This window comes from Corynebacterium lipophilum, from assembly GCF_024102595.1.
GTDB lineage: Bacteria > Actinomycetota > Actinomycetes > Mycobacteriales > Mycobacteriaceae > Corynebacterium > Corynebacterium pseudogenitalium.
In genome coordinates this window covers 113,292-138,319 of sequence record NZ_JAEUWV010000003.1, presented here as the reverse complement: position 1 = coordinate 138,319, position 25,028 = coordinate 113,292, and the positions used below count along the sequence as shown (strand labels likewise).

General features: G+C 58.3%; 28 protein-coding genes. 11 read left to right on the top strand and 17 right to left on the bottom strand.

The features are described 5' to 3' along the window. Positions 1–6: 6 nt before the first annotated feature. Both JMN37_RS04030 and JMN37_RS04025 read right to left on the bottom strand, forming a co-directional pair. Positions 7–699 (bottom strand): SGNH/GDSL hydrolase family protein, encoded by a 693-nt coding sequence (locus JMN37_RS04030; RefSeq protein ID WP_252931101.1) that lies wholly within the window; start codon positions 697–699, stop codon positions 7–9. Beyond that, the gene (locus JMN37_RS04025; RefSeq protein WP_256472657.1) at positions 700–2,064 is read right to left on the bottom strand and encodes an acyltransferase family protein; all 1,365 of its coding nucleotides are present in this window, start codon (positions 2,062–2,064) and stop codon (positions 700–702) included. It abuts the gene before it with no gap. A gap of 205 nt (positions 2,065–2,269) precedes the next feature. Between JMN37_RS04025 and JMN37_RS04020 the strand changes: the two genes are divergently transcribed. Continuing rightward, complete coding sequence (locus tag JMN37_RS04020) at positions 2,270–3,100, top strand: Bax inhibitor-1/YccA family protein (protein WP_071573303.1); 831 nt, start codon at positions 2,270–2,272, stop codon at positions 3,098–3,100. A gap of 136 nt (positions 3,101–3,236) precedes the next feature. Here JMN37_RS04020 and JMN37_RS04015 read toward each other — a convergent pair whose 3' ends face one another. The 3 genes from JMN37_RS04015 to JMN37_RS04005 form a co-directional block, all read right to left on the bottom strand. Next, positions 3,237–3,767, bottom strand: coding sequence for a hypothetical protein (locus JMN37_RS04015; RefSeq protein WP_252931099.1), 531 nt, complete (start codon positions 3,765–3,767; stop codon positions 3,237–3,239). Positions 3,768–3,819: 52 nt separating this feature from the next. Then, positions 3,820–4,341: a transcription elongation factor GreA gene (gene greA / locus JMN37_RS04010; RefSeq protein WP_070362764.1), complete on the bottom strand. Its 522-nt coding sequence runs from the start codon at positions 4,339–4,341 to the stop codon at positions 3,820–3,822. Between the two features lie 107 nt (positions 4,342–4,448). After that, positions 4,449–4,913, bottom strand: coding sequence for a DUF4307 domain-containing protein (locus JMN37_RS04005; protein ID WP_071573304.1), 465 nt, complete (start codon positions 4,911–4,913; stop codon positions 4,449–4,451). 115 nt (positions 4,914–5,028) lie between these two features. Here JMN37_RS04005 and mca point away from each other — a divergent pair, with 115 nt between their 5' ends. Genes mca through JMN37_RS03990 form a run of 3 tightly spaced genes read left to right on the top strand, consistent with a single transcriptional unit; the run spans position 5,029 to position 7,086 of the window. Beyond that, the gene (mca, locus tag JMN37_RS04000) at positions 5,029–5,937 is read left to right on the top strand and encodes a mycothiol conjugate amidase Mca (RefSeq protein WP_071573305.1); all 909 of its coding nucleotides are present in this window, start codon (positions 5,029–5,031) and stop codon (positions 5,935–5,937) included. 30 nt (positions 5,938–5,967) lie between these two features. Continuing rightward, positions 5,968–6,270: a hypothetical protein gene (locus tag JMN37_RS03995; protein ID WP_141742271.1), complete on the top strand. Its 303-nt coding sequence runs from the start codon at positions 5,968–5,970 to the stop codon at positions 6,268–6,270. A 45-nt stretch (positions 6,271–6,315) separates the two neighbouring features. Beyond that, positions 6,316–7,086 carry an isoprenyl transferase gene (locus JMN37_RS03990; RefSeq protein WP_070363549.1) on the top strand — a complete coding sequence of 257 codons (771 nt, stop codon included), beginning with the start codon at positions 6,316–6,318 and terminating at the stop codon, positions 7,084–7,086. 14 nt (positions 7,087–7,100) lie between these two features. On the opposite strand, the gene coaA is transcribed toward JMN37_RS03990, so the two are convergent. Further along, positions 7,101–8,036 (bottom strand): type I pantothenate kinase, encoded by a 936-nt coding sequence (gene coaA / locus JMN37_RS03985; RefSeq protein WP_070362761.1) that lies wholly within the window; start codon positions 8,034–8,036, stop codon positions 7,101–7,103. A gap of 188 nt (positions 8,037–8,224) precedes the next feature. Between coaA and glyA the strand changes: the two genes are divergently transcribed. Beyond that, complete coding sequence (glyA, locus tag JMN37_RS03980; protein WP_071573306.1) at positions 8,225–9,517, top strand: serine hydroxymethyltransferase; 1,293 nt, start codon at positions 8,225–8,227, stop codon at positions 9,515–9,517. 3 nt (positions 9,518–9,520) lie between these two features. On the opposite strand, the gene JMN37_RS03975 is transcribed toward glyA, so the two are convergent. After that, the gene (locus tag JMN37_RS03975; protein WP_070362760.1) at positions 9,521–9,880 is read right to left on the bottom strand and encodes a DUF5997 family protein; all 360 of its coding nucleotides are present in this window, start codon (positions 9,878–9,880) and stop codon (positions 9,521–9,523) included. A gap of 23 nt (positions 9,881–9,903) precedes the next feature. Here JMN37_RS03975 and JMN37_RS03970 point away from each other — a divergent pair, with 23 nt between their 5' ends. The 3 genes from JMN37_RS03970 (at position 9,904) to JMN37_RS03960 (ending at position 11,894) form a co-directional block, all read left to right on the top strand. Then, complete coding sequence (locus JMN37_RS03970; RefSeq protein ID WP_252931098.1) at positions 9,904–10,614, top strand: LysR family transcriptional regulator substrate-binding protein; 711 nt, start codon at positions 9,904–9,906, stop codon at positions 10,612–10,614. 49 nt (positions 10,615–10,663) lie between these two features. Then, on the top strand, positions 10,664–11,272 hold the full coding sequence (locus JMN37_RS03965) for an LGFP repeat-containing protein (RefSeq protein ID WP_071573308.1): 609 nt from the start codon (positions 10,664–10,666) through the stop codon (positions 11,270–11,272). Positions 11,273–11,342: 70 nt separating this feature from the next. Beyond that, positions 11,343–11,894, top strand: coding sequence for a GNAT family N-acetyltransferase (locus JMN37_RS03960; RefSeq protein WP_071573428.1), 552 nt, complete (start codon positions 11,343–11,345; stop codon positions 11,892–11,894). A gap of 16 nt (positions 11,895–11,910) precedes the next feature. Here the strand turns inward: JMN37_RS03960 and JMN37_RS03955 are convergent, their stop codons facing one another. The 5 genes from JMN37_RS03955 to glpX all read right to left on the bottom strand — a co-directional run bounded on the left by JMN37_RS03955 (position 11,911) and on the right by glpX (position 17,148). Continuing rightward, a complete protein-coding gene (locus JMN37_RS03955; RefSeq protein ID WP_070479327.1) occupies positions 11,911–13,449 on the bottom strand; it encodes an MDR family MFS transporter in 1,539 nt (512 codons plus the stop codon). After that, positions 13,443–14,069 (bottom strand): TetR/AcrR family transcriptional regulator, encoded by a 627-nt coding sequence (locus tag JMN37_RS03950; RefSeq protein ID WP_168161642.1) that lies wholly within the window; start codon positions 14,067–14,069, stop codon positions 13,443–13,445. Before JMN37_RS03950 ends, JMN37_RS03955 begins: the two co-directional genes overlap by 7 nt. Positions 14,070–14,110: 41 nt before the next feature. Further along, entirely contained in the window at positions 14,111–14,626 is a 516-nt protein-coding gene (locus JMN37_RS03945) for a hypothetical protein (RefSeq protein ID WP_141742272.1), read from the bottom strand. Between the two features lie 61 nt (positions 14,627–14,687). Continuing rightward, positions 14,688–16,088, bottom strand: coding sequence for a class II fumarate hydratase (locus JMN37_RS03940; RefSeq protein ID WP_070479330.1), 1,401 nt, complete (start codon positions 16,086–16,088; stop codon positions 14,688–14,690). Between the two features lie 46 nt (positions 16,089–16,134). After that, positions 16,135–17,148, bottom strand: a complete 1,014-nt coding sequence (glpX, locus tag JMN37_RS03935) for a class II fructose-bisphosphatase (protein ID WP_070362753.1) — start codon at positions 17,146–17,148, stop codon at positions 16,135–16,137. 260 nt (positions 17,149–17,408) lie between these two features. On the opposite strand from glpX, the gene JMN37_RS03930 reads away from it, so the two are divergent. Beyond that, positions 17,409–17,981, top strand: a complete 573-nt coding sequence (locus tag JMN37_RS03930; protein WP_252931096.1) for a DUF4245 domain-containing protein — start codon at positions 17,409–17,411, stop codon at positions 17,979–17,981. Between the two features lie 16 nt (positions 17,982–17,997). Here JMN37_RS03930 and JMN37_RS03925 read toward each other — a convergent pair whose 3' ends face one another. After that, positions 17,998–18,270, bottom strand: coding sequence for an exodeoxyribonuclease VII small subunit (locus JMN37_RS03925; RefSeq protein WP_070362751.1), 273 nt, complete (start codon positions 18,268–18,270; stop codon positions 17,998–18,000). Positions 18,271–18,316: 46 nt separating this feature from the next. After that, positions 18,317–19,579, bottom strand: a complete 1,263-nt coding sequence (gene xseA, locus JMN37_RS03920) for an exodeoxyribonuclease VII large subunit (RefSeq protein ID WP_252931095.1) — start codon at positions 19,577–19,579, stop codon at positions 18,317–18,319. Between the two features lie 112 nt (positions 19,580–19,691). Here xseA and JMN37_RS03915 point away from each other — a divergent pair, with 112 nt between their 5' ends. Further along, positions 19,692–20,651, top strand: coding sequence for a 4-hydroxy-3-methylbut-2-enyl diphosphate reductase (locus tag JMN37_RS03915; RefSeq protein WP_252931094.1), 960 nt, complete (start codon positions 19,692–19,694; stop codon positions 20,649–20,651). A gap of 18 nt (positions 20,652–20,669) precedes the next feature. On the opposite strand, the gene JMN37_RS03910 is transcribed toward JMN37_RS03915, so the two are convergent. Genes JMN37_RS03910 through JMN37_RS03900 form a run of 3 tightly spaced genes read right to left on the bottom strand, consistent with a single transcriptional unit; the run spans position 20,670 to position 23,821 of the window. Beyond that, positions 20,670–21,329, bottom strand: a complete 660-nt coding sequence (locus JMN37_RS03910) for a DUF6542 domain-containing protein (RefSeq protein ID WP_252931093.1) — start codon at positions 21,327–21,329, stop codon at positions 20,670–20,672. 57 nt (positions 21,330–21,386) lie between these two features. Continuing rightward, a complete protein-coding gene (locus JMN37_RS03905; protein WP_252931092.1) occupies positions 21,387–22,439 on the bottom strand; it encodes a DNA recombination protein RmuC in 1,053 nt (350 codons plus the stop codon). Positions 22,440–22,471: 32 nt separating this feature from the next. Then, the gene (locus JMN37_RS03900; protein ID WP_252931091.1) at positions 22,472–23,821 is read right to left on the bottom strand and encodes an AI-2E family transporter; all 1,350 of its coding nucleotides are present in this window, start codon (positions 23,819–23,821) and stop codon (positions 22,472–22,474) included. Between the two features lie 101 nt (positions 23,822–23,922). Between JMN37_RS03900 and ychF the strand changes: the two genes are divergently transcribed. Next, positions 23,923–25,026 carry a redox-regulated ATPase YchF gene (gene ychF / locus JMN37_RS03895; protein WP_252931090.1) on the top strand — a complete coding sequence of 368 codons (1,104 nt, stop codon included), beginning with the start codon at positions 23,923–23,925 and terminating at the stop codon, positions 25,024–25,026. The last annotated feature ends 2 nt before the right edge of the window (positions 25,027–25,028 follow it).

Sequence of the window (25,028 nt, the reverse complement as noted above, 5' to 3'; positions counted from 1 at the left end):
CCAAAACTATAGCTTCGGCCCCTTGGAAGTCACCTCCGCGTCCGTTGGGATGGCGTCTACCGGGATATCCTTCGGGAACGCGTGAGCAAGTGCGGCAGCAAAGTGCTTGCCACGGATGTCATTGCCGGTGGCGTTGTAGTGCACCTCGTCGTCTGCGAGGAACCAATCCAAGTTGGAGCGCGCCTCGCTCGCCCAGTCGTAGACGACTACGTCTCGACGCTCCTTCGCAACCTTGCGCAATGCAACATTGAACTCGTCCATGTTCTCGTTGGCGTAGTAGCCATTCGACGGGTTACCCGTTGCGGCTGTCGGCCACATCACGCGGTAGCCCTCCAACAGGTCAAGCATCTTGCGGATGTTTGCCTCCAACTCACCCGTGGGGTCGTAGCCGTAGGAGCGGGCAGCGTCTGCGTTGGCGGCGTCGTTCACGCCGGTGGCGATGACCCAGCAGGTGCCATCGTCAGCTGCACCCTGGGCGAGCAGTTGCTGCACGGACTCAATCGCAGACGGGTAGTTCTCTCCGTTGCCGTTGAATCCCTGATTCGTCGCGCGAGCGCCAAACACGCTCGTATCTACCTCGCTTGCGCCAGCGTCCAAGTATCGGTCAATCGCAGTGACCGCGCCTTCAGGAAGCTGGTTGATATCGAACATGCCAATCGAGGTGGAATCGCCGACGTGGATGACCTTCTCGCAGCTCATCTACACGTCCGAAGGCTGGTCCTCCCATGAAGCTTTCTCAGAGGCGGACGTCGTCAAGCTTTCCTCAGTTTCCTTGGCTTTGTCCTTTCCCTCGCGATGGTCGCGCGTGCCTCCGCGTTGCGCATCCTGAGGCAGGGACATGGTGGTGTTCGGCTTCGAGGTATCCATGGCGAACACAGCCGGGATGCCTATTGCAATGATTGCGGCGAGCGTAATCGTCGAACCAAGCGTGATCGGGCGGAGTGCCTCCAACGGGTGTGCGCGGAATTGCTTCAGGGGCCCGAACACGCCATTGCGACGGATTGGGTTCTCAAACATGGTCCAGCTCAGCGCAGCAAGTGCAGTCGAAAGCACAAACACGAGGATGGAGGACCACACGCGGTGATCCTGCAACCACGCATCCGGCATGAAGTAAATCACCGGCATGTGCCACAGGTAAATACCGTAGGAGCGTTCGCCGATCCAGCGAAGCGGCTCCCAGCTGAAAATGGTCGTCCAGGGGCCGCGCGCCCCAATGACTGAGTAGATAGCAGCAACTGACGCAAGGTTCAGAAGCAGGATCCCACCCTTGTACAAGAACATGTTTTCCTGCGCGACGAGCATGCTCAGCGCGAAGATGCCGCCGAAGCCGAGGGTGCCAACAACGGTGCTCAGAACAGGGGAGGAACCAATGTTCTTACCGGCGTGCTTCCGTGAGGAAACCACGATTGCTAAGACCGCGCCGAGGAGCAGCCCGCCCGCACGGGTATCAGTGCCCTCGTAGACGCGAGTCGCGTCGATAGAAGGATCAGCGAGCACCCACATCCAGATAAAGGAAGCTCCGGCGAGCACCGTGGTCACGACGGCGACAATCCACCCACGACGGAACACCCTCAGCAGCACCCACAGCAACAGCGGCCACAAGAGATAAAATTGTTCCTCGATCGCCAGTGACCACATATGGTCCAGCGGACCGGGGCCATTGAACTGATCGAAGTACGATGAACCGACGGCGATGTTATGCCAGTTGTTCACGTAGAAAATGGAGCTCAACGCTTCAAACGAGCGGTCACGAAGGTTGCCCGCATCGAACGCGACGGAAAGAATCACGACTGCCAACACTGTGGTCAGCATCGCAGGTATGAGACGGCGGAAACGCCTGACCCAAAACGTCTTCAGGTGCAGCGAGTTATCCCGGTAGTGCCCACGCATGAGGTTAAGCGTGATCAAGTACCCCGAGAGGGTGAAGAACACGCCCACGCCTAGCAGGCCACCGCTGAACCCAGGGAGGTTGAGGTGGTACGCGATAACCAGCATGACCGCTAGCGTTCGGATCCCGTCGAGGGCGGGGACATAGCGGTGAGAACCTGATATTGGGGGCGGCATGGGATGGCGACCTTCCTGGAGTGCGACAAACGTACAGAAGTATAGCGCTGCCAGAAAGATGGACATGAATTGTGGTGCAGATTGCTGCAGAGGCCACGCTCAGTGGCGTGATCCGGACAAATTCTTTGGGCGCATGGAACTAAAACAACACCCAGTGCGTTGGAGTAGGTGAACGATTGTTCTCAAAAGAAAGGATCAGGGGTCCGTGAGTAGCAACAACCCTGTATTGAAAACTCTGCAGGGAGTAGATTCCCAACGTGGCACTGGATACCAGGGGTACGGTGCCGCGAACCCGTACGAGCAAGCACCCATGGGTGCACCGGCGGGCACAGTGTCTGAGGACCGTCCAATGACGGTTGACGACGTTGTCACTAAAACCGGCATTACCCTTGCCGTAATTGTCGCCTTTGCAGTAATTAACTTCGGACTGTACCTCGGTGGGTACGGCTCCATTGCCAGCATTCTGACGCTGGTCGGTGCCGTCGCCGGTTTCGTCCTCGTGATGATTCACGCATTTGGCAAAAAGTACGGTTCCCCAGTTATTACCCTGGCGTACGCGGCTGCTGAGGGCCTGTTCCTTGGTGGGTTCTCATTCGCCATCACCGGGCAGTTCAGTGTCGCCGGCGCGGACGCAGGCGCGTTAATCTTCCAGGCGATCTTGGGCACCTTCGGTGTCTTCGCGGGCATGCTTGTGGTCTATCGCACCGGTGCCATTCGCGTTACCCCGCGGTTTAATCGGATCCTCACCGCAGCCATTTTCGGCGTGCTCATCCTGGTTGTCGGCAACCTCTTGTTGAGCATCTTTACAGGCATGAATCCGCTTCGCGGTGGTGGCACCATCGCCATCGTGTTTAGCCTGGTCTGCATCGTGCTGGGCGCACTTGCGTTCCTGCAGGACTTTGACGTCGCCGATAAGTTGGTGCGCATGGGCGCCCCATCGCAGGCGGCCTGGGGCGTTGCACTTGGCCTGGCAGTGACTCTGGTGTGGCTCTACACCGAGATCCTGCGCCTGCTGTCTTACTTCCAACAGCGATAGCGCACGCGCTCACTGCAATAAATACCCGGCCCCACGACTGTGAGGCCGGGTATTTTTGTCTAGTTGCGCTCAAAAGCGCCCCGGCCAACAACATCGCTGGGCCGGGGCAGGGAGCTAATTGCTGTATTCAGTGTACTTAGCGTGCACCCTCAGGGTTGATAGACGTGCCGTCAACGGTGATGGTTTTAAACACGAGCACACCATCTATGATGTCTGGGTTGCCCAGGACAACCTGCACATCTTCGATTTCGCGGTTCGGATTGACCGTGGTGCGGGTAGCGGTGCCCTGCGCGAGCTGCTCAGACCAGGTATCCCACACGATGTCCTGGAGGAAATCGTTCTGGTCGCTGCAGTTGAGAGTCAGCGAAGCTGGACGCTCAAGGCCGACGCTGCCGCAGTTATTGACCAGTGGGGTCTTGTCCGAAGCACCCATAGCGGTGACAGTCTCGGTGACTGCAGCCTCAGAGGTAGCGCCTGCTGCATCGGTTACGTTCGTCGGGGTTGCCTTCGCGCGCTCACCAGGAAGCGAAGTTGGGTCCTGGCTTTGTGCCGTATCAACCTTCAGGTCCGACGGGTTTTGGTGTGGTGGGTGGCAGGCAGTCAAGCCCACAGCACCGAGTGCGACCACGCTGGTGAGTACTAGCTTGCGGGAAAAGAACTTATTCACAGGAATTCCTTCAATGTCAGCGATCACGGATAACGCCGATGGCGTAGACAGGCTACTTCGCCCGTGGCGTGGAAGCCTTAACAGAATCATACGGTTCTGCGGAGACGATTGTTACCGAAATCTCTCGGCCATTTGGGGCGTTGTAGGTGCGGGTTTCACCCTCGGAAGCACCGACTACGGCTGCGCCGAGCGGAGAGTTCTCCGAGTAGGTCTCCAGGTCCTCGTTGTCCGTCGAAGCCGCGCGGGTACCGATCAGGAACGTTTCCTTATCATTTTCGTCATTGTTGTAGTAGACGTGCACGACGGAACCTACGTGGGCTACACCCTCGACGATGCCGGAGCGCTCCGTGGTGGAGTTAGCCAGCAGTTCGGAAATCTGCTTAATGCGAGCTTCTTCCTGGTCCTGCTGCTCACGCGCGGCGTCGTAGCCAGCGTTTTCCTTGAGGTCGCCTTCTTCACGGCGTTCGTTAATTTCGGCTGCGATGACAGGGCGATTGTCGATGAGCTGCTGAAGCTCAGCTTCAAGCTTGGCCTTCATCTCCGGGGTGATGTACTGCTGCTGAGTTTGCGCCATCAGGTAAAAACCTTCCCTATATATGTCAAACGAGCCCGCCGGTTGGCGGGCAACTTTACCAGGCGGATAATAGCACAGCTGCCGCGCAGGTGGTGCACTGGTGAGGCTTAGCGGGCGTCGTAAAAGGTGCTGGTGGGGTCCATGTAGAACGGCAGATTGTCCGAGCAGCCGTAGACACGTCCTGAGACTGCCGGCTCGCGCACCGGTAGTTCGACGACGACCCGCTCGAGCTCCTGCCCGCCAGCGGGGAGTACTACTTCTCGACGCCCAACTTCAGCATGCGCGTAGTTGACCGCAGTGACGATGCAGTACGAAGGGGCCTCGAGGTCTCTGCGTGATACATCGATCCACATGCGTGTGGTGTTGTCGTCGACAGCTTCGAGCGAGATGAAATCCGCAGTGACGGTGCGGGACTCCTGCTTCTTGAAGTAGTCAAAGACGCTGTAAAGCAGCACGACGACGAGGCCGATGGCGATCAGCGCGACGATCCGGCCAGCGGCGTTGCTGCGTTTCGTGGCTGTCGGGGTGGTGCTGGAGCCGTATCGGGATGTTGGGCGACTGGGAGAAGTCACGGTTACCTACCTCGCTGAATGACGCTGGATGACGCTGTAGCTGCAATCCGTTCCAATGGTACTAAGATGGCGCGAAGTTACGGAATCAGACCTCGAAGAAGTTCTAGGAGGAATAGTGGCCGGCTTGCGCTTGATGGCGATCCACGCACACCCAGACGACGAGTCCTCTAAAGGTGCAGCAACGATGGCAAAATACGCATCGGAGGGGAACCGGGTGCTCGTCGTCACGTGTACTGACGGGCGACGAGGCGACATCTTGAACCCTGCGATGGATCGGCCGGGCGTGCTGGAGAACATCCTCGAGGTCCGGGAGCAGGAGATGGCGGAGGCCGCGGCGGCCCTCGGCGTGGAACATCAGTGGATGGGGTACGAAGACTCGGGTCTGCCACAAGGCGACCCGCTGCCCCCGCTGCCGGAAGGCTCGTTCGCGACCCAAGACCCGGAGGCAGTGACGGCGCATCTCGTCGAGTCGATTCGAGAGTTCAGGCCGCATGTCATCATTACCTACGACGAAAACGGTGGCTACCCGCACCCCGACCACTTGATGGTCCACGAAATCTCGATGCTGGCCTGGGACAAGGCGGGAGATCCATCCTTTGCTCCCGAAGCAGGGCCGGCGTGGACACCATTGAAGCTGTACTACAGCCATGGATTTATCCTCCAGCGGATGCGTCTTCTGCAGGACCGCTTGTACGCGCAGGGAAAGAAGAGCCCGTACGAGCTGATGATTCAGCGGTGGGAAGAAAACAAAGCGGATGTGATGAGTCGCGTGACCACAAGGGTGGAGTGCGCGGAGTACTTCCCCCAGCGTGCAGCAGCGCTGACGGCACATGCGACACAGATTGATCCGGCGGGCGCGTTTTTGGCGAGCCCAGTTGAGGACCAGCAGGAGGTATGGCCGACAGAAGAGTTTGAGTTGGCCAGAACTCGCGTAGCATCAACGTTGCCGGAAGATGATCTCTTCGCCGGTATTGACCCGAAGACCGCGGACGCGCTCGCTGAAGGTTTCGGGCAAGAGCGCTAACATTTTCAGCACAAGGAAGACGAAATACACATGATGACGACAGCACACGCAGCGATTATCAACACCTCTGCTTACTTGGTGGCGCAGGCGCCGAAGGAAAACCCGGTGGGGCCTGACTTTGGCAAGGCTTCGCCATTCGGCCTGTTGCTGTTGGTGATGCTGGCTGTGGTCATTTTGTCTCTGGGGTTTGCGTTCCATCGCCGGTACTCGCGGTTCCGCCGTCGCAGCCTCTTCGCTGAGAAGCACGGAATCGACCCGTTTGACCAGGAGGCGCTGGATAAGGCCATGGCGGAGGCGGGTGTGCTTGATCGCCGGAAGAAGCGTTGGATCTAAGGCATCTAACATACATACCGTTGATTGGTGAGTAAGGTTGGGTCCGTGAGTAGCCTCCAAAAAATTCTGTATCCGCTGTATGAAGCGCGCCTGAAGCGTGAGCTGAAGGGCAAGAAACGCCCGAAGCACATCGCGGTCATGGCGGACGGCAACCGACGGTGGGCCCGTGAGGCTGGGTTCACCGATGTTTCTCATGGCCACCGGGTGGGTGGGGCGAAGATCGGCGAACTTGTGCGGTGGTCGGCGGAAATGGACGTGGACGTCGTTACGATCTACCTGTTATCAACGGAGAATTTGCAACGGACTTCGGAAGAAGTTGAGCTGCTGTTCGACATTATTTCCGAGGTGATCGAGGACCTTGCGACGCAGTCTTACTCCTGCAAGGTTCGGCTCGTAGGGCACCTGGAGCTCTTGCCGGATGAGGTTGCAGAAAGGATGCGCCGATCTGCCGACACCACCACAGGCAAAGCTGGCCTGACCGTCAACATTGCGGTGGGGTACGGCGGCAGGCAAGAAATTGTCGACGCCGTTCGCAGCCTCATTAGCGACGCCGCTGCCAGCGGCTGCAGCGTGGACGAACTGGTCAACGCAGTGACCGTCGAGTCCGTGTCGCAGCACCTGTACACCTCAGGTCAGCCCGATCCAGACTTAGTGATCCGGACGTCGGGGGAGCAGCGCCTCTCCGGCTTCCTACTGTGGCAGGCGGCGTACTCCGAGATCTGGTTTACGGACACGTACTGGCCCGCGTTCCGCAAGATTGACTTCCTTCGCGCGTTGCGCGAGTACTCGCAGCGCTCCCGTCGCTTCGGCAAGTAGGCAGCTACCTGGCGCTACATTTTGCGCATGCGGACCCACTGCACTGAATGGTCGGCGCCTTTGCGTAGCACGAGCGAGGCACGGATACGGGTGGGGGCAATGTTTTCCACTAGGTTCGGCAGGTTGATGGACTGCCAAATATCGCGTGCCTTGTGACGGGCCTGCGCCTCATCGATGTCGGCATAGTGCGCAAAGTGCGCGCCGGGCTCTCGAAATGCCGTGTTGCGAAGCTTCATGAAGCGGTCGATGTACCAGCGTTCAATATCGGTGGTGAGGGCGTCGACATAAATTGAGAAGTCGAAGAGGTCGGACACCATGAGGGTCGGGCCGGTTTGGAGGACGTTGAGCCCTTCGAGAATGATGATGTCCGGCTGGCGGACCTCAATGAACTCGCCTGGGATGATGTCGTAGGCGAAGTGAGAATATATCGGCGCTTTGACCAGTGGTTGACCCGACTTGACCTCGGTGACAAAGCGCATGAGGTCGCGCCGGTTGTAGGATTCCGGGAATCCTTTGCGGTCCATCAGGTTGCGCTCTTTGAGCACTTTGCTGGGATAGAGGAATCCGTCGGTGGTGATGAGGTCTACTCGAGGATGAGAGTCCCAACGCTGCAGCAACACTTGCAGTACACGGGCAGTCGTTGACTTGCCGACGGCCACCGACCCCGCAATCCCGATAATGAATGGCACGTGGCCTGGGTCATCACCGATGAACGTCTCTGTGGCCTTCGTAAGCTTTTGTCGAGCCCGTACCTGGAGGTGAATCAGGCGAGAGATCGGCAGGTAGATGTCTTCAACTTCCTGCATATCGAGGTTCTCGCCGATACCACTGAGCTTGGCTACTTCGTCCTCCGTCAAGACTTGTGGCATTTGCGCACGTCGGTGCCGCCAATCGTCGCGGTGAAAGTCCAAATAAGGGCTCGAATCCGAAGTGCGGGGAGATTTCGCCATGCGTATCATTGTTACATTTGTTGTTTCGTGTCGGGGAACTCAGGTGCAGATACTTCTGAAGTTCCTGAATAAAGTGGACGTCTTTCGTAGCGCTGATGCTTATACTGCTTAGCAGTGCCAGGCATAGGTGTGCCTGGACATGAGCTAAAACATGATTGACTGTCTGATCTTGAAAGGACCCGGTGCACGTGTCTGAAGACCTCCGCTACCAGGATCTCGCTACTTTTGACCCCGAAGTTCACGAAGCGATCGTTCAGGAACTGTCGCGCCAGCGAAACACGCTGGAGATGATTGCCTCCGAGAACTTCGTCCCGCGAGCAGTGCTGCAAGCACAGGGTTCGGTGTTTACGAACAAATACGCCGAAGGCTACCCAGGTCGTCGCTACTACGGTGGCTGCGAGCACGCCGATATCGTTGAAGACCTGGCGCGCGACCGCGCGAAGGAGCTCTTCGGCGCGAAATACGCGAACGTGCAACCACACTCCGGTGCGCAGGCGAATGCGGCTGTGTTGATGGCGCTGTGCGAGCCGGGCGACACCATCTTGGGCCTCAGCCTCGCTCACGGTGGCCACCTGACGCACGGTATGAAGATCAACTTCTCCGGCAAGCTGTACAACGTCGCTGCGTACGAGGTTGAAAAAGACACGTGCACCATCGACATGGAGAAGCTGCGTGAACAGGCACGCGAGGTCAAGCCGAAGGTGATCATCGCGGGTTGGTCCGCGTACCCTCGCCACGAGGACTTTGCTGAGTTCCGCTCGATCGCAGACGAGGTTGGTGCGTACTTGTGGGTCGATATGGCGCACTTCGCTGGCTTGGTTGCTGCTGGTCTGCACCCGTCGCCAGTGCCTCATGCACACGTTGTGTCCTCCACGGTGCACAAGACGATTGGTGGACCACGCTCCGGCTTCATCCTCACCAACGATCTCGAGCTGCACAAGAAACTCAACTCCGCAGTGTTCCCAGGCCAGCAGGGTGGCCCGCTGGTGCACGTGATCGCTGCGAAGGCTACCGCCTTCAAGCTCGCCGCGACGGAGGCTTTCCGTAACCGCCAGGAGCGCACGCTCGAGGGCGCAAAGATTCTCGCCGAGCGCTTGACCCAGCCAGACGCCAAGGAAGCCGGCATCGACGTCGTCTCCGGCGGCACCGATGTCCACCTTGTGCTAGTGGACCTGCGTAACTCCGCGATGGATGGCCAGCAGGCAGAGGATTTGCTGCATAAGGCTGGCATTACGGTGAACCGCAACGCCGTTCCTTTCGATCCGCGTCCGCCAGCCGTGACGTCGGGGCTGCGTATTGGCACCCCGGCGCTGGCGACCCGCGGCTTCGGCAAGGAAGAGTTCGAGGAAGTTGCGGAAATTATCGCCGAGGCGCTTATCCAGGGTGAGAACGCCGACGTCGACGCCCTGCACGCCCGCGTAGACGCGCTGGCGGAGCGGTTCCCGCTCTACCCGGGCCTCGAAGATTGGAAGATGCTCTAAGAGCTACTGCTGCTGCTCGGCCTGGCGCTGCTCTGAATGAGTGGTGCGGGCCGAGCTCAACCATTCCGGCTGGTTTTTCAACAGCTCGTTGATCTCCTCAGTGGTGAGCGGCTTGTCCATGTCGTTTGCTTTGAGTGCGGTGATTGAGATCCCGAGTTTGCGCGCCACCTCGGGGCGGGGGTGTGGCCCATTGCGGCGCAGTTCCTGCAGCCACTCTGGGGGATTGTTCTGTAATTCGCGCAGTTGCGCGTGCGTCACGGCATTGTCTTGGAACTCCTGCGGCGTCGCTGGCAGGTAGATCCCGAGTTTCTTCGCGGCGGTCGCGGCCTTCATCGCGGTTCCGGATGGCTTCTGTGTAGTCATACACCAAACGGTAGCATTGTGCCATGCTATCGCTTGCTTTCGTCACCGGCACAGAGCCAGGGAAGTGGTTTAAACGCTTCGCACAGTCCACACCGCACTCGCTCGATATACAAGGTGTCGACGACCCCTTCGCTGATCTCCTGGACGAGACGACTTCTACATCGCTGGCGCTGATGCGCCTGCCCGATGACCGTATTACCGATGAATTACACGTGGTCCGTCTCTATACCGAGGCTCCCGGCGTTGCCGTGCCCAAGGACTCTTTGTTTGCAGAGCTTGGGGAGCGCGTCGATTACGCGGACCTCGAAGGCGAAATCATCAACTGGGTCTACCAGCCGGAGGCGTCACTTGAAGAGCTTCGTGGTGCATTGCAGGTCGTTGCGGCAAACGTTGGCGTGGCATTGGCTCCGTTGCCGTTGTTGAAGGTGCTTTCGAAGAAACAGATCGCGTGTTTGGAAGTTTGGCACGCTCCGCTGGTTGAAACTGAGATTGCGTTGGTGTGGCGGAAAGCCGACGACGGTGACGAGATCCAGGACTTTGTGGGCGTCGCAAAAGGGCGCACCGCTCGCTCGTCGAGGGGGAGTGAGCCGACTGCTGGGACGAGGCGGCGCAAACAGGTGTCAGACTCCCGTGCTGCGCAGGGCAAACGCTTATATACGAAACGTGGGCAAAAGCGCAAGGGTGCAGCCGGGAAAACACCCCGAACGGGGGTGAAACGGAGGCGGCGAAAGTGAAATTTGCATAATGGACACCAGACAAATTCAACAACGAAAGGAAATTTTGATGAATTACAAGAAGGTTTTTACTTCCGCCGTTGCTGCTACCGCTCTGACCGCAGGCTTGGTTGCTTGCTCTGACGGAGAGGGCGCCGATAGCACTGCTACCACCGCTGCGGATGGTGCTTCCGGCACCGCAACGGTGACCAACATCGAGACAGCTACAGAGGCAGCCGAGACGGAGACTGCTGCTGAGACCGCCACCGACGCTAATGGCGCAGAGGGCTCTACGGAGTCTGTCTCCTTGACTACCGCAGACGGTGAAGAGGTCAAGGTTCCAACCGGTCTGGTCCAGGCAATCGGCCAGTACGCTGACTCGGAGTGGGGCGAGCCAATGAAGGTTACGGAGCACGATGGCAGCTGGATCGTTGACTTTGACAATGACCACCACGTCGCCTGGAATGAGAACACCGGTGGCGCTCCGATCTGGGGCCAAATTGCTAACGTGTGGCTGACGAATGAAGGCGTTATGGACAAGGTTGGCTTCCCAACCGCAGCCGAGACCCCACTTCCAAATGAATCTGGCTGGTCCCAGGAGTTCGAGCACGGCACCATCGAGTGGACTCGTGAGAACAACGACACCGGCGCGTTCGCTGCAAACATCATCGAGAAGTAATTTGTAGCTCTACAACGGCTTTTGTCCCCGTTGGTTGCACGATGTGTGACCAATGGGGACAATGTTTTTTATGACCAAAAAAGGGTTTACCATTCGACCAATCCGGCCAGAAGACTACCCGCAGGTGCGTAGCATCTACGAGATGGGTCTGAGTACCGGAAACGCAACTTACGAGACGCGCGGCTTGACATGGGAGCAGTTTTCCAGGGCGAAGATCATGGAAACGGTGTTTGTTGCCGTTGATGAACACGATGACTCGCGTGTGCTCGGATGGGTAGCTGCGGCGAAGGCGTCGTCGAGAAGCGTGTTCCATGGAGTAGTTGAAGACTCCATCTACGTGCATCCGGATGCGCGCGGCATGGGGGTATCCGGTGCGCTGCTAGACAAGCTCATCGCGACGTGCATCGAACTTGATAAGTGGTCGATTCACTCGTGGATCTTCCCGGAAAACGAAGGATCGGCAGGGCTGCACAAGTCGCGCGGGTTCGAGAAAGTTGGCACCTTCCATCACATGGCGAAAATGTCCTACGGTGAGCGGGAAGGCCAGTGGCGTGACTCGGACATCTACGAGCTGCTGTTGCCGAAGCCGGGAGAAAAGAAACCAGGCGAAAGCCAGGTCTAGTCACGCCTCATCGTTCCTAGTCCAGCGTCTCTTTCAGCGGGTCCTCCCGGACCGGGAAGAGCAGCACCAACGCAACGGCGGCCAATGGGACCATCAGTAAGAACACTGGAGTCAGGCCGTCGTTGTAACTATTAAGGACGGCGTCGCGCAGTACGTCAGGCAGTTGTGCAACCGCGTGCGGGGTGAGGGAGTTGTGCCCACCGGCGCTCGAGAATTGCTCGGCGTAAGGGGCTGCCTCGCTAGGGGCCATCGAGGCCAATGCTTTTGGCAGGCGTTCCGCGAGCTCCTCCGTCATATTGTGAATGAACAGCGAACCAATAAGCGACGCACCGATCGCGGAGCCGATCTGTCGGAAGAAGTTGTTCGTCGCTGTTGCAGTACCGACCATTGCTAGTGGGAACGAGTTCTGGACAATAAGTACCAGTACCTGCATGACTAAGCCGAGTCCGAACCCGAAGATGAACATATAGATACCCAGCGTTGTCAACGGTGTGGACACTTCGAGCTGCGAGAAGAGGAAGAGTCCGACCGAAACGATGGCCATACCGATGATCGGGTAGACCTTGTAGCGGCCCGTTTTCGCGATAATGAACCCCACGGTAGTGCCAGTGCCCAAGATGCCGATGACCATTGGCAGCATCATCAGCCCCGCGTTCGTTGGCGTGAGTTCGTGCACCATCTGCAGGTAGGTAGGCAGGTAAGCAAGCGCACCGGTCATAGCCAGTCCCAGCACGGTGCCGGAGGCCGTCGTCAAGACCATGTTGCGATTGCGGAACAAGTGCATGGGGATGAGCGGGTTCGGTACGCGCAGCTCAACGAAGACGAACAGCGCTGCAGCGACAACCGCAAGCGAGGAAGTACCCAAAATGATAGGCGAGGACCACTCATACTGAGTGCCGCCCCACGTCGTGGTCAAAATAAGAGAAGTCGTGGCAACCGCCATGAGCACGGTGCCCAGCCAGTCGATGCTCTGTGCTGACCGCGAACCCTTGCGTAGGTGGAGCACGATTGTGCAGACCGTCATCGCGAGAAGCCCCAGCGGGATGTTCATCCAAAGGCCCCAACGCCAGCCGGGTCCATCCGTAAACCATCCGCCCAGCACGGGGCCAAGCACGGAAGAAACACCAAATACTGCCCCCATCACACCCATGTACTTGCCGCGGCTACGGGCTGGAACCACCTCCGCGATGATTGCCTGGGAGTTGACCATCATGCCGCCAGCGCCGAAGCCTTGGACGGCGCGCCCGATAATGAGCAGCTGCATCGACTGTGCAAGCCCACCCAAGGTGGAACCAATGACGAACAGGCCAATCGAGCCAATATAAGGCCACTTGCGTCCGACCCTGTCACCGAGCTTGCCATTAATTGGCATCGCGATTGTCATCGTGACCAGGAACGACGAAATCACCCAGCTCATGTGATCTACGCCACCAAGCTCACCGACAATTGTCGGCAGGGCAGTGGAGAAAATCATCTGGCCCAATGAGCTCATCAGCATCGTGATGAGTAGCGCTCCAAAGATCAGGCCAACGTGTGGCTTAGTGTTGTTTACCACTGCAACTCCTTTGCATACTTCGTGACGACGGCAGCTACGCTACGAGCCTGCTCCTTCGGCGAACCCTCCTCTTGGAAATGAAGGCTTCGCGCATAAAGCACAAGCGTTGTCCGAAAAAGTTCCACAACGATTCGGGCTTCTGCCTCTATGGTGACATCTAGACGGCGGTCTTCGGGGTGGCTCGCAAAATGCTCACGCACAGCCTGCTCGAGGTGTCGTAGCGTATCGCGTTTGCGGGCCAGCATCGCGTTTGCCAACGATGGGTTGTCCTGCATGAGCCGCTGGATTCGGCAGGCATCCTCGGCTCGATCTTCGGCACCTGATTCTTCCATTGCATCGATTACCAGGGACAACATGTTCGTGGACGACTCATCAGCAATGCGTGCAAAGCTCTCGCTGGTGAACTCGAGAGGGAAGGGACCAAGCACAGCGTCATCTTTTGAGTCCATGTAGTTGAAGAACGTCCGCCGTGAAATGCCTGCACCTTGGCAGATCTCCTCGACTGTGACATTGTCATAGCCGTCGCGTGCCACAAGCGATGCAGCTGTATCGAAGATTCGCTGCCGTGTTTCGCGGCGCTTTCGCTGCCGGAGACCTTCTGACTGATCGGGAAAATTCACGGAGTGCAATCTTACACTCCGTGCAAAAATATCAAAGAAACCTATTCAACCAGGAGCGATAGTGAGCCTTCCACGTTTGGAGAGCTATCACCGCGGCGCTCGAAAAACTGTGCCTCAACGATTCCCGGCTCCGGGCTGGAGAAGCTCCAGAAACCATCATCAGTAGTTGGAGGGCACTGTTTCGTCAGAGCGGAAGCACTGCCATCATGCGCGATAAGCGCCACGCAACCGCTCAGAGGATAGCTGACCATCCCTTGTCCTTCATGGAGGGAGAACACCGCCGGCCACGCCGCTACGGCAGCATCAGGGCTGTGCGATTGGAGGGTGCCTTGGAATGTTCCAGAGGGGGCGTCGTCACGCACTTGCGGAGCTTCAGGAAACGCAGTCACCGTCACAACTGTAGGCACCCCGTTAGGCTCCGGCTTTGGCTGAGCGGACCAGTACGCTGCGGCGAGCGCTATCCCGATAAGCGAGACCACCAGAGCTAAGACACCGCCAATAACCCATGGCTTATTTGAGCCCCCAGCTGTACGAAGCTGCGAAAAAGAATCAGACATAAAAATCATCCCTGGTCGTGCTCATGAACATGGGCAGTAGCAGGGATGATTGTAGCGAAGACTAGTTGCGTTCGGTATGAGCCATCGACAGGACGTTCAAACGCTTGTCGAGCTCCTCCTCAGTCAACGTTTCGCCGTCCACGAAGCCGAGGTCAATCACAGCCTGGCGGATCGTGATGCCCTCCTTCACCGCATGCTTTGCCACTTTCGCAGCGTTCTCGTAGCCGATTGCACTGTTCAGAGGGGTGACGATTGATGGTGAAGACTCCGCGAGCTGCTTCATGCGGGCCTCGTTCGCCTCGATACCGTCAACCAAGCGGGTAGCGAACTGTCGAGAGACGTTCGCCAGCAGGCGAGCGGACTCCAGCACGTTGCGCGCCATCATCGGGATGAACACGTTGAGCTCGAACTGGCCTTGCGAGCCGCCGAATGCCACTGCGGCATCGTTGCCGATCACCTGGGCTGAGACCTGGGTTGCCGCCTCGCACAGGACAGGGTTCACCTTGCCAGGCATGATCGACGAGCCTGGCTGCAGATCTGGGAGGTGAATCTCCGCGAACCCTGCGAGTGGGCCTGAACCCATCAGACGGATGTCATTTGCAATCTTGTACAACGAGACTGCAACAGTGCGCATCGCACCGGAGAATTCCACCAGAGCGTCGCGTGCGGCCTGGGCCTCGAAGTGGTTCTTTGCCTCCGACAGCTGTGTCAGTCCGGTGAGCTTCACCAGCTCTGCGGTCACCTTTGCGCCAAAGTCTGCTGGGGTGTTGATGCCGGTGCCAACCGCGGTGCCGCCAATGGCGAGCTCGCCGAGGCGGCCAACAGTTGCCTCAACGCGCTCGATGCCGAGCTCGATCTGACGCGCGTAGCCGGAGAACTCCTGACCAAGCGTGAGCGGGGTCGCGTCCATCAGGTGAGTGCGGCCCGACTTCACTACCTCGTGCCATTGCTCAGCCTTCGCAGCCAGTGACTTCTGCAGCACCTGCAGGGCCGGGACCAGCACTTCGACGGCAGCTTCGGTGGCAGCAATGTGCGTTGCAGTTGGGAAGGTGTCGTTCGAGGACTGTCCCATGTTGACGTGGTCGTTCGGGTGGACTTCCACGCCGTTTGCGTGCGCGATCGAAGCAATGACCTCATTAGTGTTCATGTTCGAGGAAGTGCCAGAACCCGTCTGGAAAACGTCAATTGGGAACTGGTCGTTGTGCTTGCCGTCTGCGATTTCCTTCGCCGCAGCGATGATCGCGTCAGCCTTTTCCGCATCGAGCTTGCCCGAATCCTTGTTGACCTGCGCACACGCGGCCTTGAGGAGCCCAAGGGCGCGGATCTGCTGGTTCTCGAGGCCCCGGCCAGAGATCGGGAAGTTCTCTACAGCACGTTGAGTTTGAGCACGCCACAGTGCATCAACAGGTACTTTGACCTCACCCATGGTGTCGTGCTCGATACGGTACTGCTTATCGGCCATTCAATCTTTCCTTTACTTGATACTTACAGAAAATCGACGCTTTGAATTACTTGATCGGGCCGGAGTAATCGATCACCGAGTACTCCTGAAGCTTCGGCAGCTGGTGGAGGGACTCCACGTAGCGGACGGTGCCAGACTTCGAGCGCATTACCAACGAACGGGTGGTAGCGCCATTCTTACGGTAGGAGACGCCGCGCAGCATGTCGCCGTTGGTGACACCGGTAGCCGCGAAGTAGCAGTTATCGGAGGCCACCAAGTCGTCGAGGCCAAGCACACGGTCGAGATCGTGGCCCGCTGCCAGCACGCGTTCGCGCTCTTCATCGGACTGCGGTGCGAGCTGGCCCTGGATCTCACCACCAAGGCACTTCAATGCACACGCCGTGATAACCCCCTCCGGTGTGCCACCGATGCCCATCGCCATGTCAATGGAGTTGGTGTTCTGGGCAGCAGCGATGGCACCAGCAACGTCTCCGTCCATAATGAAACGTACCTTGGCACCAGCCTTGCGAATCTCCGCAACCAGCTTGTTGTGACGTGGGCGGTCGAGTACCACCACAGTCACGTTACCAACGCCGACTCCCTTGGCTTCTGCCACTGCCTTAATGTTGAACTCGACGGACTTCGTAATATCGATGACCCCGACAGCCTCAGGGCCGACTGCAATCTTGTTCATGTAGAACGCGTCCTGCGGGTTGAACATGGAACCACGGTCGGCAGCCGCGATAACCGAAATAGCATTCGGGCGACCTTCCGCCATCAGGCGCGTGCCGTCGACTGGGTCAACCGCCAGATCAACCTGTGCGCCAAAACCGTTGCCGACACTTTCGCCGTTAAACAACATCGGCGCCTCGTCCTTTTCGCCCTCGCCAATGACGATGACGCCGTCCATCGTGACGGAGTTGATCATCTTGCGCATGGCGTCGACTGCGGCGCCGTCACCTTCATTTTTCATCCCGCGACCTACCCAGCGGCCAGAGGCAAGCGCAGCAGCCTCGGTAACGCGCACGAGCTCCATTGCAAGGTTACGGTCAGGGAAGTTTTCAGAAGTTTGTTCAGACATGAAACAGTGCCCTCCTGCGGCAAACTAGTTTTAGTTGTGACAACATCGACATCATGCCGCGTTGCAAAGCCATACCACTGCGGTCTGGCACACCTCTATCATGGCACTTTTGCCAGACATGAACCGTCGTTTCTACACCTAAAATAGGGCAATGCTGCGAATAGTGGTGTCTGAACTGGGGACTTCCTGCGTAAAAAGCCAACGCGCGGGGGTAAAAGACAAATTCGGGGGTATCAGGAATCCATGTCATACTGGAGCGCGTGGCTCAAGAAAACAAACCTCGCATTTTCCAAGACGGCAGAGACATGCTCATCAACGTCATCTTGATCGTGGTCGTCATGATCATTGCCGTTGGTGCGACCGGGCTGTGCACGTTCAATCCCGGTAAGCCCGAAAATGGGCCTGTGCAAGAAGTCGATGCGAAGACGTTCCTTGGCCTTGAGGCTCGCGGAGTCGATTTTCCGGTGCGCTACCCTCAAATGCCAACAGGTTGGGTGACGAACTCCGCGCGGCGAAGCATGATCGCTCAGCAGCCAGCTCCAGTCGTAGGGTGGGTCACGCCCGATGGTGGCTTCATCCAGCTGACGCAAACGGGTGCGGACAGCAAAACGGTCCAGTCCGAGGTCGACGGAAAGCAGCGCACGCTTGACCGCCAGGACACGATCGATGGCTACAGCATTGAGATATTTAAGGGTACCGAGGCGAAAACTCGCCCACTGTGGGTTATCGATGCTGGCGACGCACGATTCGCCGTCACAGGTGCCGGAACAGACGCCGAGTTTGAGGAACTGATACGTACTGCGCTCGCGACCGAGCCGCTGTCAGCGCAGTAGATGCCGTGGCAGCAGGCTATTCCGACTGTGGTGTTTGCTCAGTCGCGTCGCGCTGCTGAATAGCGGCCTCGACACGTTTTGATGCTCCCTCGAGTAGCTGCTCGCAGCGCTTCGCGAGCCCCTCGCCGTACTCCCAATACTTCAGTGATTCGTCAAGGCTCATTTGCCCGAGCTCGAGGACCCTCACTGTTTCTACGAGTTGCTGCCTAGCTTGTTCGAACGAAAGCGTTGCGGGGTCGGGGAATGCGGCGTCGGTGGGTTGGCCATTGCCATACGTGTTTTCGGACATGGATTGTCTCCTTGATGCTAGATGCTAGTGAAATTGCTGTGTGGATTTAATCGGCGGGGGTGGTCCCCATTGCTGCTGCGGTGATGGAACCGTCCGCGACGCGGATGCGCAGCTGCGATCCGGGTGGTGATTGTTCGATGCTGGTGACAACCTCAGGATCGGCATGGTCGCGGGGGAGGACTTGTACTACGGAATATCCGCGCGCCAGAGTTGCTGCTGGCCCTAACGCCGAAACTTGTGAGCGGAGCGCAGCGACCTGCTGCGTTTCTCGTGCCAACAGGTGGCTGATCTCTCGTCGCATCGAAGCAACCTGCTGTGAGACCTCTTCGCTTCGACGCTCAATTGCCAGTAACGGGTTCTGCATCACCGGACGCGAGCGCCAGTACTGGATCTCTTCGGCTTTGGTGGAAACCCAGGTACGCAGCGCCTGCGCGCTGCGTGCGCGCGCCTCAGACAGAAACGCAAGCTCCTGGGCCGCGTCGATGACGACGCGCTTTGCCGCATCAGTTGGCGTCGCGGCACGGAGGTCTGCGACGTTATCAAGCACCGGGTTGTCTGGTTCGTGCCCAATGGCGGATACCACCGGCGTTCCCGCCGAAGCCACAGCGCGCTGCAGTGCCTCCTCAGAAAACGGAAGGAGGTCCTCGACCGAGCCTCCGCCACGGGCAATGATGATGACCTCAACATTGGGGTCCGCGTCAAGCGTCTGCAGGGCCTGAATGACCTCGGGTACCGCGTTCGGTCCCTGTACCGCGGTGTTGATCACGCGGAATTGGACCGCGGGCCAACGGCTCTGCGCCACGGAAAGCACGTCGCGCTCGGCGGCTGAGCCGCGACCAGTAATGAGGCCAATCGTGTTCGGGAGCAGGGGAATCGGCCGTTTGCGGGCGCGGTCAAAGAGACCCTCACTTGCAAGCTGTTTCCGAAGCTGCTCAATCTTCGCGAGCAATTCACCGATACCGACGTGGCGAATCTGCGTCGTCCACATCGAAAAGGAGCCGCGGCCCTCGTAGAAGGCCGGCTTGCCGTAGATGACGACGCGGTCACCGTCCTTTGGTGGCGTCGGCAAGCTCCTTAAGTAGTCCGAGGAAACCGTAAGCTGCACGCTCGTTTCCTGCTGCGTGTCGCGGAGGGTGAGATAGGAGAATTTCCAGCTCGGCTTGTAATTCACCTGCGTGAGCTGGCCTTCAACCCACAAGTGGCCCAGACGGTTAATCCACCCCTTGACCGACTTATTCAACTTTGCCACTGGCCATGGCTGTTCAGGGCTACTTGGTGAGGCTGAACGCTCACCTTGTGCTTGTGTCAACACCGCTCCTTTCCCAGCGTGTCGATGGAATACGCTGTCATTGTTTCATAGATAGATCACCACAAGAATGTGTACCTACTGTTTTAGACGTTGATTCGGTAGGGTCGGTTCCATGACAAATCAGGGTAAAAAAGTTCTTCTGGCAGCACCTCGCGGTTACTGCGCAGGTGTGGATCGTGCAGTTGTCACTGTAGAAAAGGCGCTGGAAAAATACGGAGCCCCAATTTATGTGCGAAAAGAGATCGTCCACAACAAGTACGTAGTGGAAACACTAGAGAAGCGCGGCGTCATATTTGTTGACGAAACCGACGAGGTCCCCGAAGGCTCGCACCTTGTCTTTTCCGCGCACGGAGTTTCCCCCGCGGTCCGCGAAGCAGCGGACGGGCGCAACTTGCTGGCGCTCGACGCCTCGTGCCCGCTCGTGACCAAGGTGCACAACGAGGTGAAGCGGTTTGCCAAGCACGGATACCAGATCTTGCTTGTCGGCCACGAGGGCCACGAGGAGGTCGAAGGTACCGCAGGTGAGGCCCCGGAGGTCACCCACCTCGTTGACGGGGTCGAGGGTGTCGACGCCCTTCCCGACTTCCCAGAGGGGACGAAGCTAGTGTGGCTATCCCAGACCACCCTGTCTGTTGATGAAACGATGCTGATCGTTGAAAAGCTGCGCGAGCGCTACCCAGATCTAGAAAACCCGCCTAGCGACGACATCTGCTACGCAACGCAAAACCGTCAGGTAGCAGTGAAGAAGATCGCACCGCAGACGGAACTCGTTATTGTGGTCGGCTCGCAAAATTCTTCCAATTCGAAGCGCCTGGTGGAAGTAGCGCTCGACGCTGGTGCCAACAACGCATACCTCATCGACTACGCCCACCAAGTACAAGACGAATGGTTCGAGGGCGTCAACACCGTTGGCGTAACATCGGGAGCTTCGGTGCCGGAAATTCTGGTTCAGGAGCTGCTCGCGGAGCTGGCGAAGCGCGGTTACACCGATGTAGAGGAAGTCACCACTACGGTAGAGACGATCACGTTCGCGCTGCCGCGGGATCTGCGTCAGCCGCGCCGTAGCAGCTAGTGCTCGTCTAGCCTTCGCCTAGCGATCTTCGTTTTTGTACAGGTCCTCGCCAAGGCGTGAGGCAACTCGCCGGGCCCGCTCCCCACGGGGGCGGGCCTGACTGCGTTCTGCCTTCGTTCGCTTCAACAGCTCATCGACCGTGATGCCACCCTGGCTGCGTTCACGGGCCCGACGACCTTCGCTATTGGTCCTGCGGTTCGACTGGCTCATGCGGCGGCGCTGCGCTCGCTCCCGGCGCAGGACTTCATCGTTATGGCGTTGGATCAGCCAGTAGCGCACGATGGCGATCACCAGGGCACCAGCAGTCACCGTGAAGAGAATAGGGAAGTGCTCGATTACTGGGTAAAGCACCATAAGGATAGCGGTTTTCCCGCCTGCACCAGCGGCCCCGAGCTGATTGCGTGCTGAAATCAATCCAAACCCAAGCAGCGCAATGACGAACAAAAGCGGGGTAGCCGCGACGGTAAGGAACAAACCCCGCGGGTCTACCAGCGTTGTCACGGCGATGACCGCGACGCTGAACAGTACGAGCAGAGGCCATCCGATGTATCCCGCCGACGTTGCGATGACGACGCCGGTCAGCAGCGCAGCAAAGATAATGCCGATGCTGGAAACGGTAGGCAAACCGTGGAAGGTGGCGGTACCAGGGCGCGGGGATCGGAGAGAGTTTTGAGACACGCTGGGCATTCTACCCGGCCTACCCCCGAGTCTTGCCAGTTTGACCCGCTCCAGGGGCTAACAATTCGACGAATCTGAGTCGCGGAGTCTCGGTCGCGCATCGATAGGGTGAAGCTCCGGCGCGCTCGACGAGTGCCCCGCTGCACCTAGTTCCTCGAGCTTACGAGCGGTGACCATCACCCGACTCTCGAGCGACGCCAGTGTTGCGTTGTACGACTCGACCGCCTTCTCAAGACTGCTCCCGACGCGGTTGTAGTGCTCTGTCAGCGTGCCGAGACGCCGGTACAGCTCTTCGCCAAGACGCTGGATGGTCTGTGCCTCCCGATTCATGGAATCTTGCCTCCACCCAAGTTCAACCGTGCGCAGCAGTGCGAACAGCGTCGTGGGGGTTGCGATGACGACGTTGCGGGCAAAAGCGTAGTCGAGCAGCTCCGGGTCGATAGCGAGACCGGCGTCCAAGAATGGGTCTGCTGGGACAAACATCACGACGAATTCTGGGCTGGGCTGAAATGCCTTTATGTATGACTTTGAGGACAGCGTATCGACGTGGCTTCGCAGCAGGTGAGCGTGTCTACGCAGGTAACCTTGCTTTTCTTCCGGGTCTTCCGTGTTGAGCGCATCGAGGTATGAAGAAAACGGGACCTTGGCGTCGACGATGATGTTTCGATCCTGGGTGAGCCGGATAACCATGTCCGGGCGTAGCGAGGCGCCGTCGAAACGCATGTACGCCTGAGTGTCAAAGTCGACGTGCTCTACCATCCCACCCAGCTCTACCACGCGCTGCAGCTGCACCTCACCCCATCTGCCTCGGACCTGCGGTGAGCGCAGTGCAGTGATGAGCTGATCAGTCCGGTCCCCGAGCCTGGATGAGGTGCGCGCAATTGCTTGTACTTGTCCTGCCAAGGCAGACTGCGCTACTGCTTGCTCTTTATCGATGTCTTCGAGACGAACCTGTAGGTCACGAAGTGCCTGTGCCAGCGGGCGCAGATCAGTAGGCGGGTGCTGCTGGGGGTTGGTACGCTGCATCCAAAACGTTCCGCCGAAAAAGCCCACGATGGCCCCGACGAGGAGGCCCGTAAAGATCAATAACAGTGCAGTCGATGCGTCCATGTGCATTAGTAGAGCACATGGGCGGGACAAGACTATGTGTTAGGGCGCAGTCGCTCGAACATATGTTTTAACTTGTCGGGCTTGTATCGCGGGCGGAAACGGCGATCGGGCTGATCAGGATCCTCCTCTATGGCCTCTCCCTGTGCAGCCTCCGAGGGGACAGTGGCTGCCCATTCATCTTCCTCGCGCAGCGCATCGCGCTTGTGTTGGCTTTCGATGCTTTCCAGCTCAGCAATCGCACGACCTTCCTCGGTGATGAAAGAAAGATCTTCCGGGCGTACTTCCCCTGAGTGGATGCGCACGATATCGAGCGCGTAGCGGTAGCAAACCGCGATCATCGCAGCTACGGGGACTGCTAAGAAGGCACCAATCAGGTTGAAGAGTCCACCACCTACGGTCACGGAGACCAGCACGATCACCGGATGCAAGTTCATCGCACGGGACTGCAGCATCGGGGAGAGCACATTGCCCTCCAGCTGCTGGACAACAATGACGATGGCAAACACAATCAACGCTTGGGTTACGCCAAGCGACACCAACGCGACCAAAATGGCAAGCGCGCCTGCCACAACCGCACCCACAATCGGGATGAACCCCGCGATGAACGTTAAGACGGCGAGCGTAAAAGCCATTGGGACGCCTACGAAGTAGATGCCGAGGCCGATGAAGATGGCGTCGACAAGTGAGACCACTGCCTGGGCGCGAATGAACCCCCCAAGTGTGTTCCATGCACGGGTGAAGAGCTCAGTGAAATGAAGGCCTGCGCGGCCACCGGTAGCGCTGCGAAGCCATGGCAGGAACTTGTGTCCGTCTTTGAGGAAAAAGAAAGTTAAGACGAGCACGACGAACAGTGTGACAATCAGGCCTGCGGCAGTGCCAATGCCTGTGAATACACCACCAGCGATTGCCCCGGCCTGTTTCTGGAGCCACTGCGCAATCTCGTTCACGCCCTCATCAAGATCATCGGGGTTGACGTTCAACGGAGGGCCCTGGAGCCAGAGCTGGAGACGCTGCACGCCTTCGAGAGCCTGCAAATACAGGAGCCTCGAGTGAGCTGCGATATCCGGAGCAATGAGAGAGATGAGGAACCCAAGAAATCCAAAGAATCCAAGCAGCGTCAGCAGCGCGGAAAGACCGGCTGGGAGGCCATGGCTACGAAGCCATCCTGCGACAGGGGCGAGCACCGTACAAATGATGAGTGCAAGCACAACGGGGAGGATGCCCGCCCAAAACATGCCAATTACTTTGCCAAGCGCGGCCAAAAACACTGCGACAATGAGGACCCGCAGCGTCAGCGTTGCTGCGGACTTGATCCACGCGCGGTAGACAATGCCACGATCGATCGGATTGGCGTCGTAGTCGAGAGGTTTTTGAGTGCTCACCCGACCTATTGTGCCCCATCCGAGGGGGAAAGAAACGTAACCCGACCGCGAGCTGCAAACTTTTCGACGGCAACGTGATCGGTGGGCTAGGATTGGCCAGCGTGAGTCTTACACTTGGAATCGTCGGTTTGCCCAATGTTGGAAAGTCAACCCTATTTAACGCGTTGACGCGGAATGATGTGCTCGCTGCGAACTACCCGTTCGCAACCATCGAGCCGAACGTGGGGCTGGTAGAGCTGCCAGACCCACGTCTGAAGCGGTTGGCTGAGATCTTTGAATCTGAGCGCATTCTGCCTGCCACTGTGTCGTTCGTTGACATCGCCGGCATCGTCAAGGGTGCTTCTGAAGGCGAAGGCATGGGCAACGCGTTCCTTGCAAACATCCGAGAAGCCGACGCGATTTGCCAGGTGGTGCGCGCGTTCGCCGACGACAACGTCATTCACGTTGACGGCAAGGTAGACCCGGCGTCCGACATCTCCGTCATCAACACCGAGCTGATCCTCGCTGACCTACAGACAATTGAGAAAGCATTGCCACGCCTAGAAAAAGAAGGCCGTAAGAGCAAGGACGTCGCCGCGGAAGCTGAAGAAGCCAAAAAAGCACAAGCAGTGCTTGAGGACGACCGCACCCTCTTCGCCGCGGCAAAGTCAGGGGACATCGACCTCGATTTGCTGCACCACCTGCACCTCATGACGGCGAAACCATTCCTGTACGTCTTCAACTCCGACGAAGCCGTGCTCACCGACGAAGCCCGCAAGCAGGAACTGCGCGAACTTGTCGCGCCTGCTCAGGCCGTCTTCCTGGACGCGCAAACCGAGACCGAGCTACTCGAACTTGATGAAGAGGACGCATCGGAGCTCCTCGCATCTGTGGGGCAGGACGAGCCCGGACTGGAGACGCTTGCGAAAGCAGGTTTCGCAACCCTCGGCCTGCAGACGTACCTCACTGCAGGTCCGAAGGAAGCTCGCGCCTGGACGATCCACCAGGGTGACACTGCGCCGAAGGCCGCGGGAGTCATCCACACCGACTTTGAAAAAGGCTTCATCAAGGCCGAAATCGTAAGTTTTGAGGACCTCGATAAGTTTGGCTCCATGGCGGAGGCCCGCGCCAACGGCAAGGTGCGTCAAGAAGGCAAGGACTACGTCATGGAAGATGGGGACGTGGTCGAGTTCAAGTTCAATACAACTGCTGGCAACAAGAAGTAATT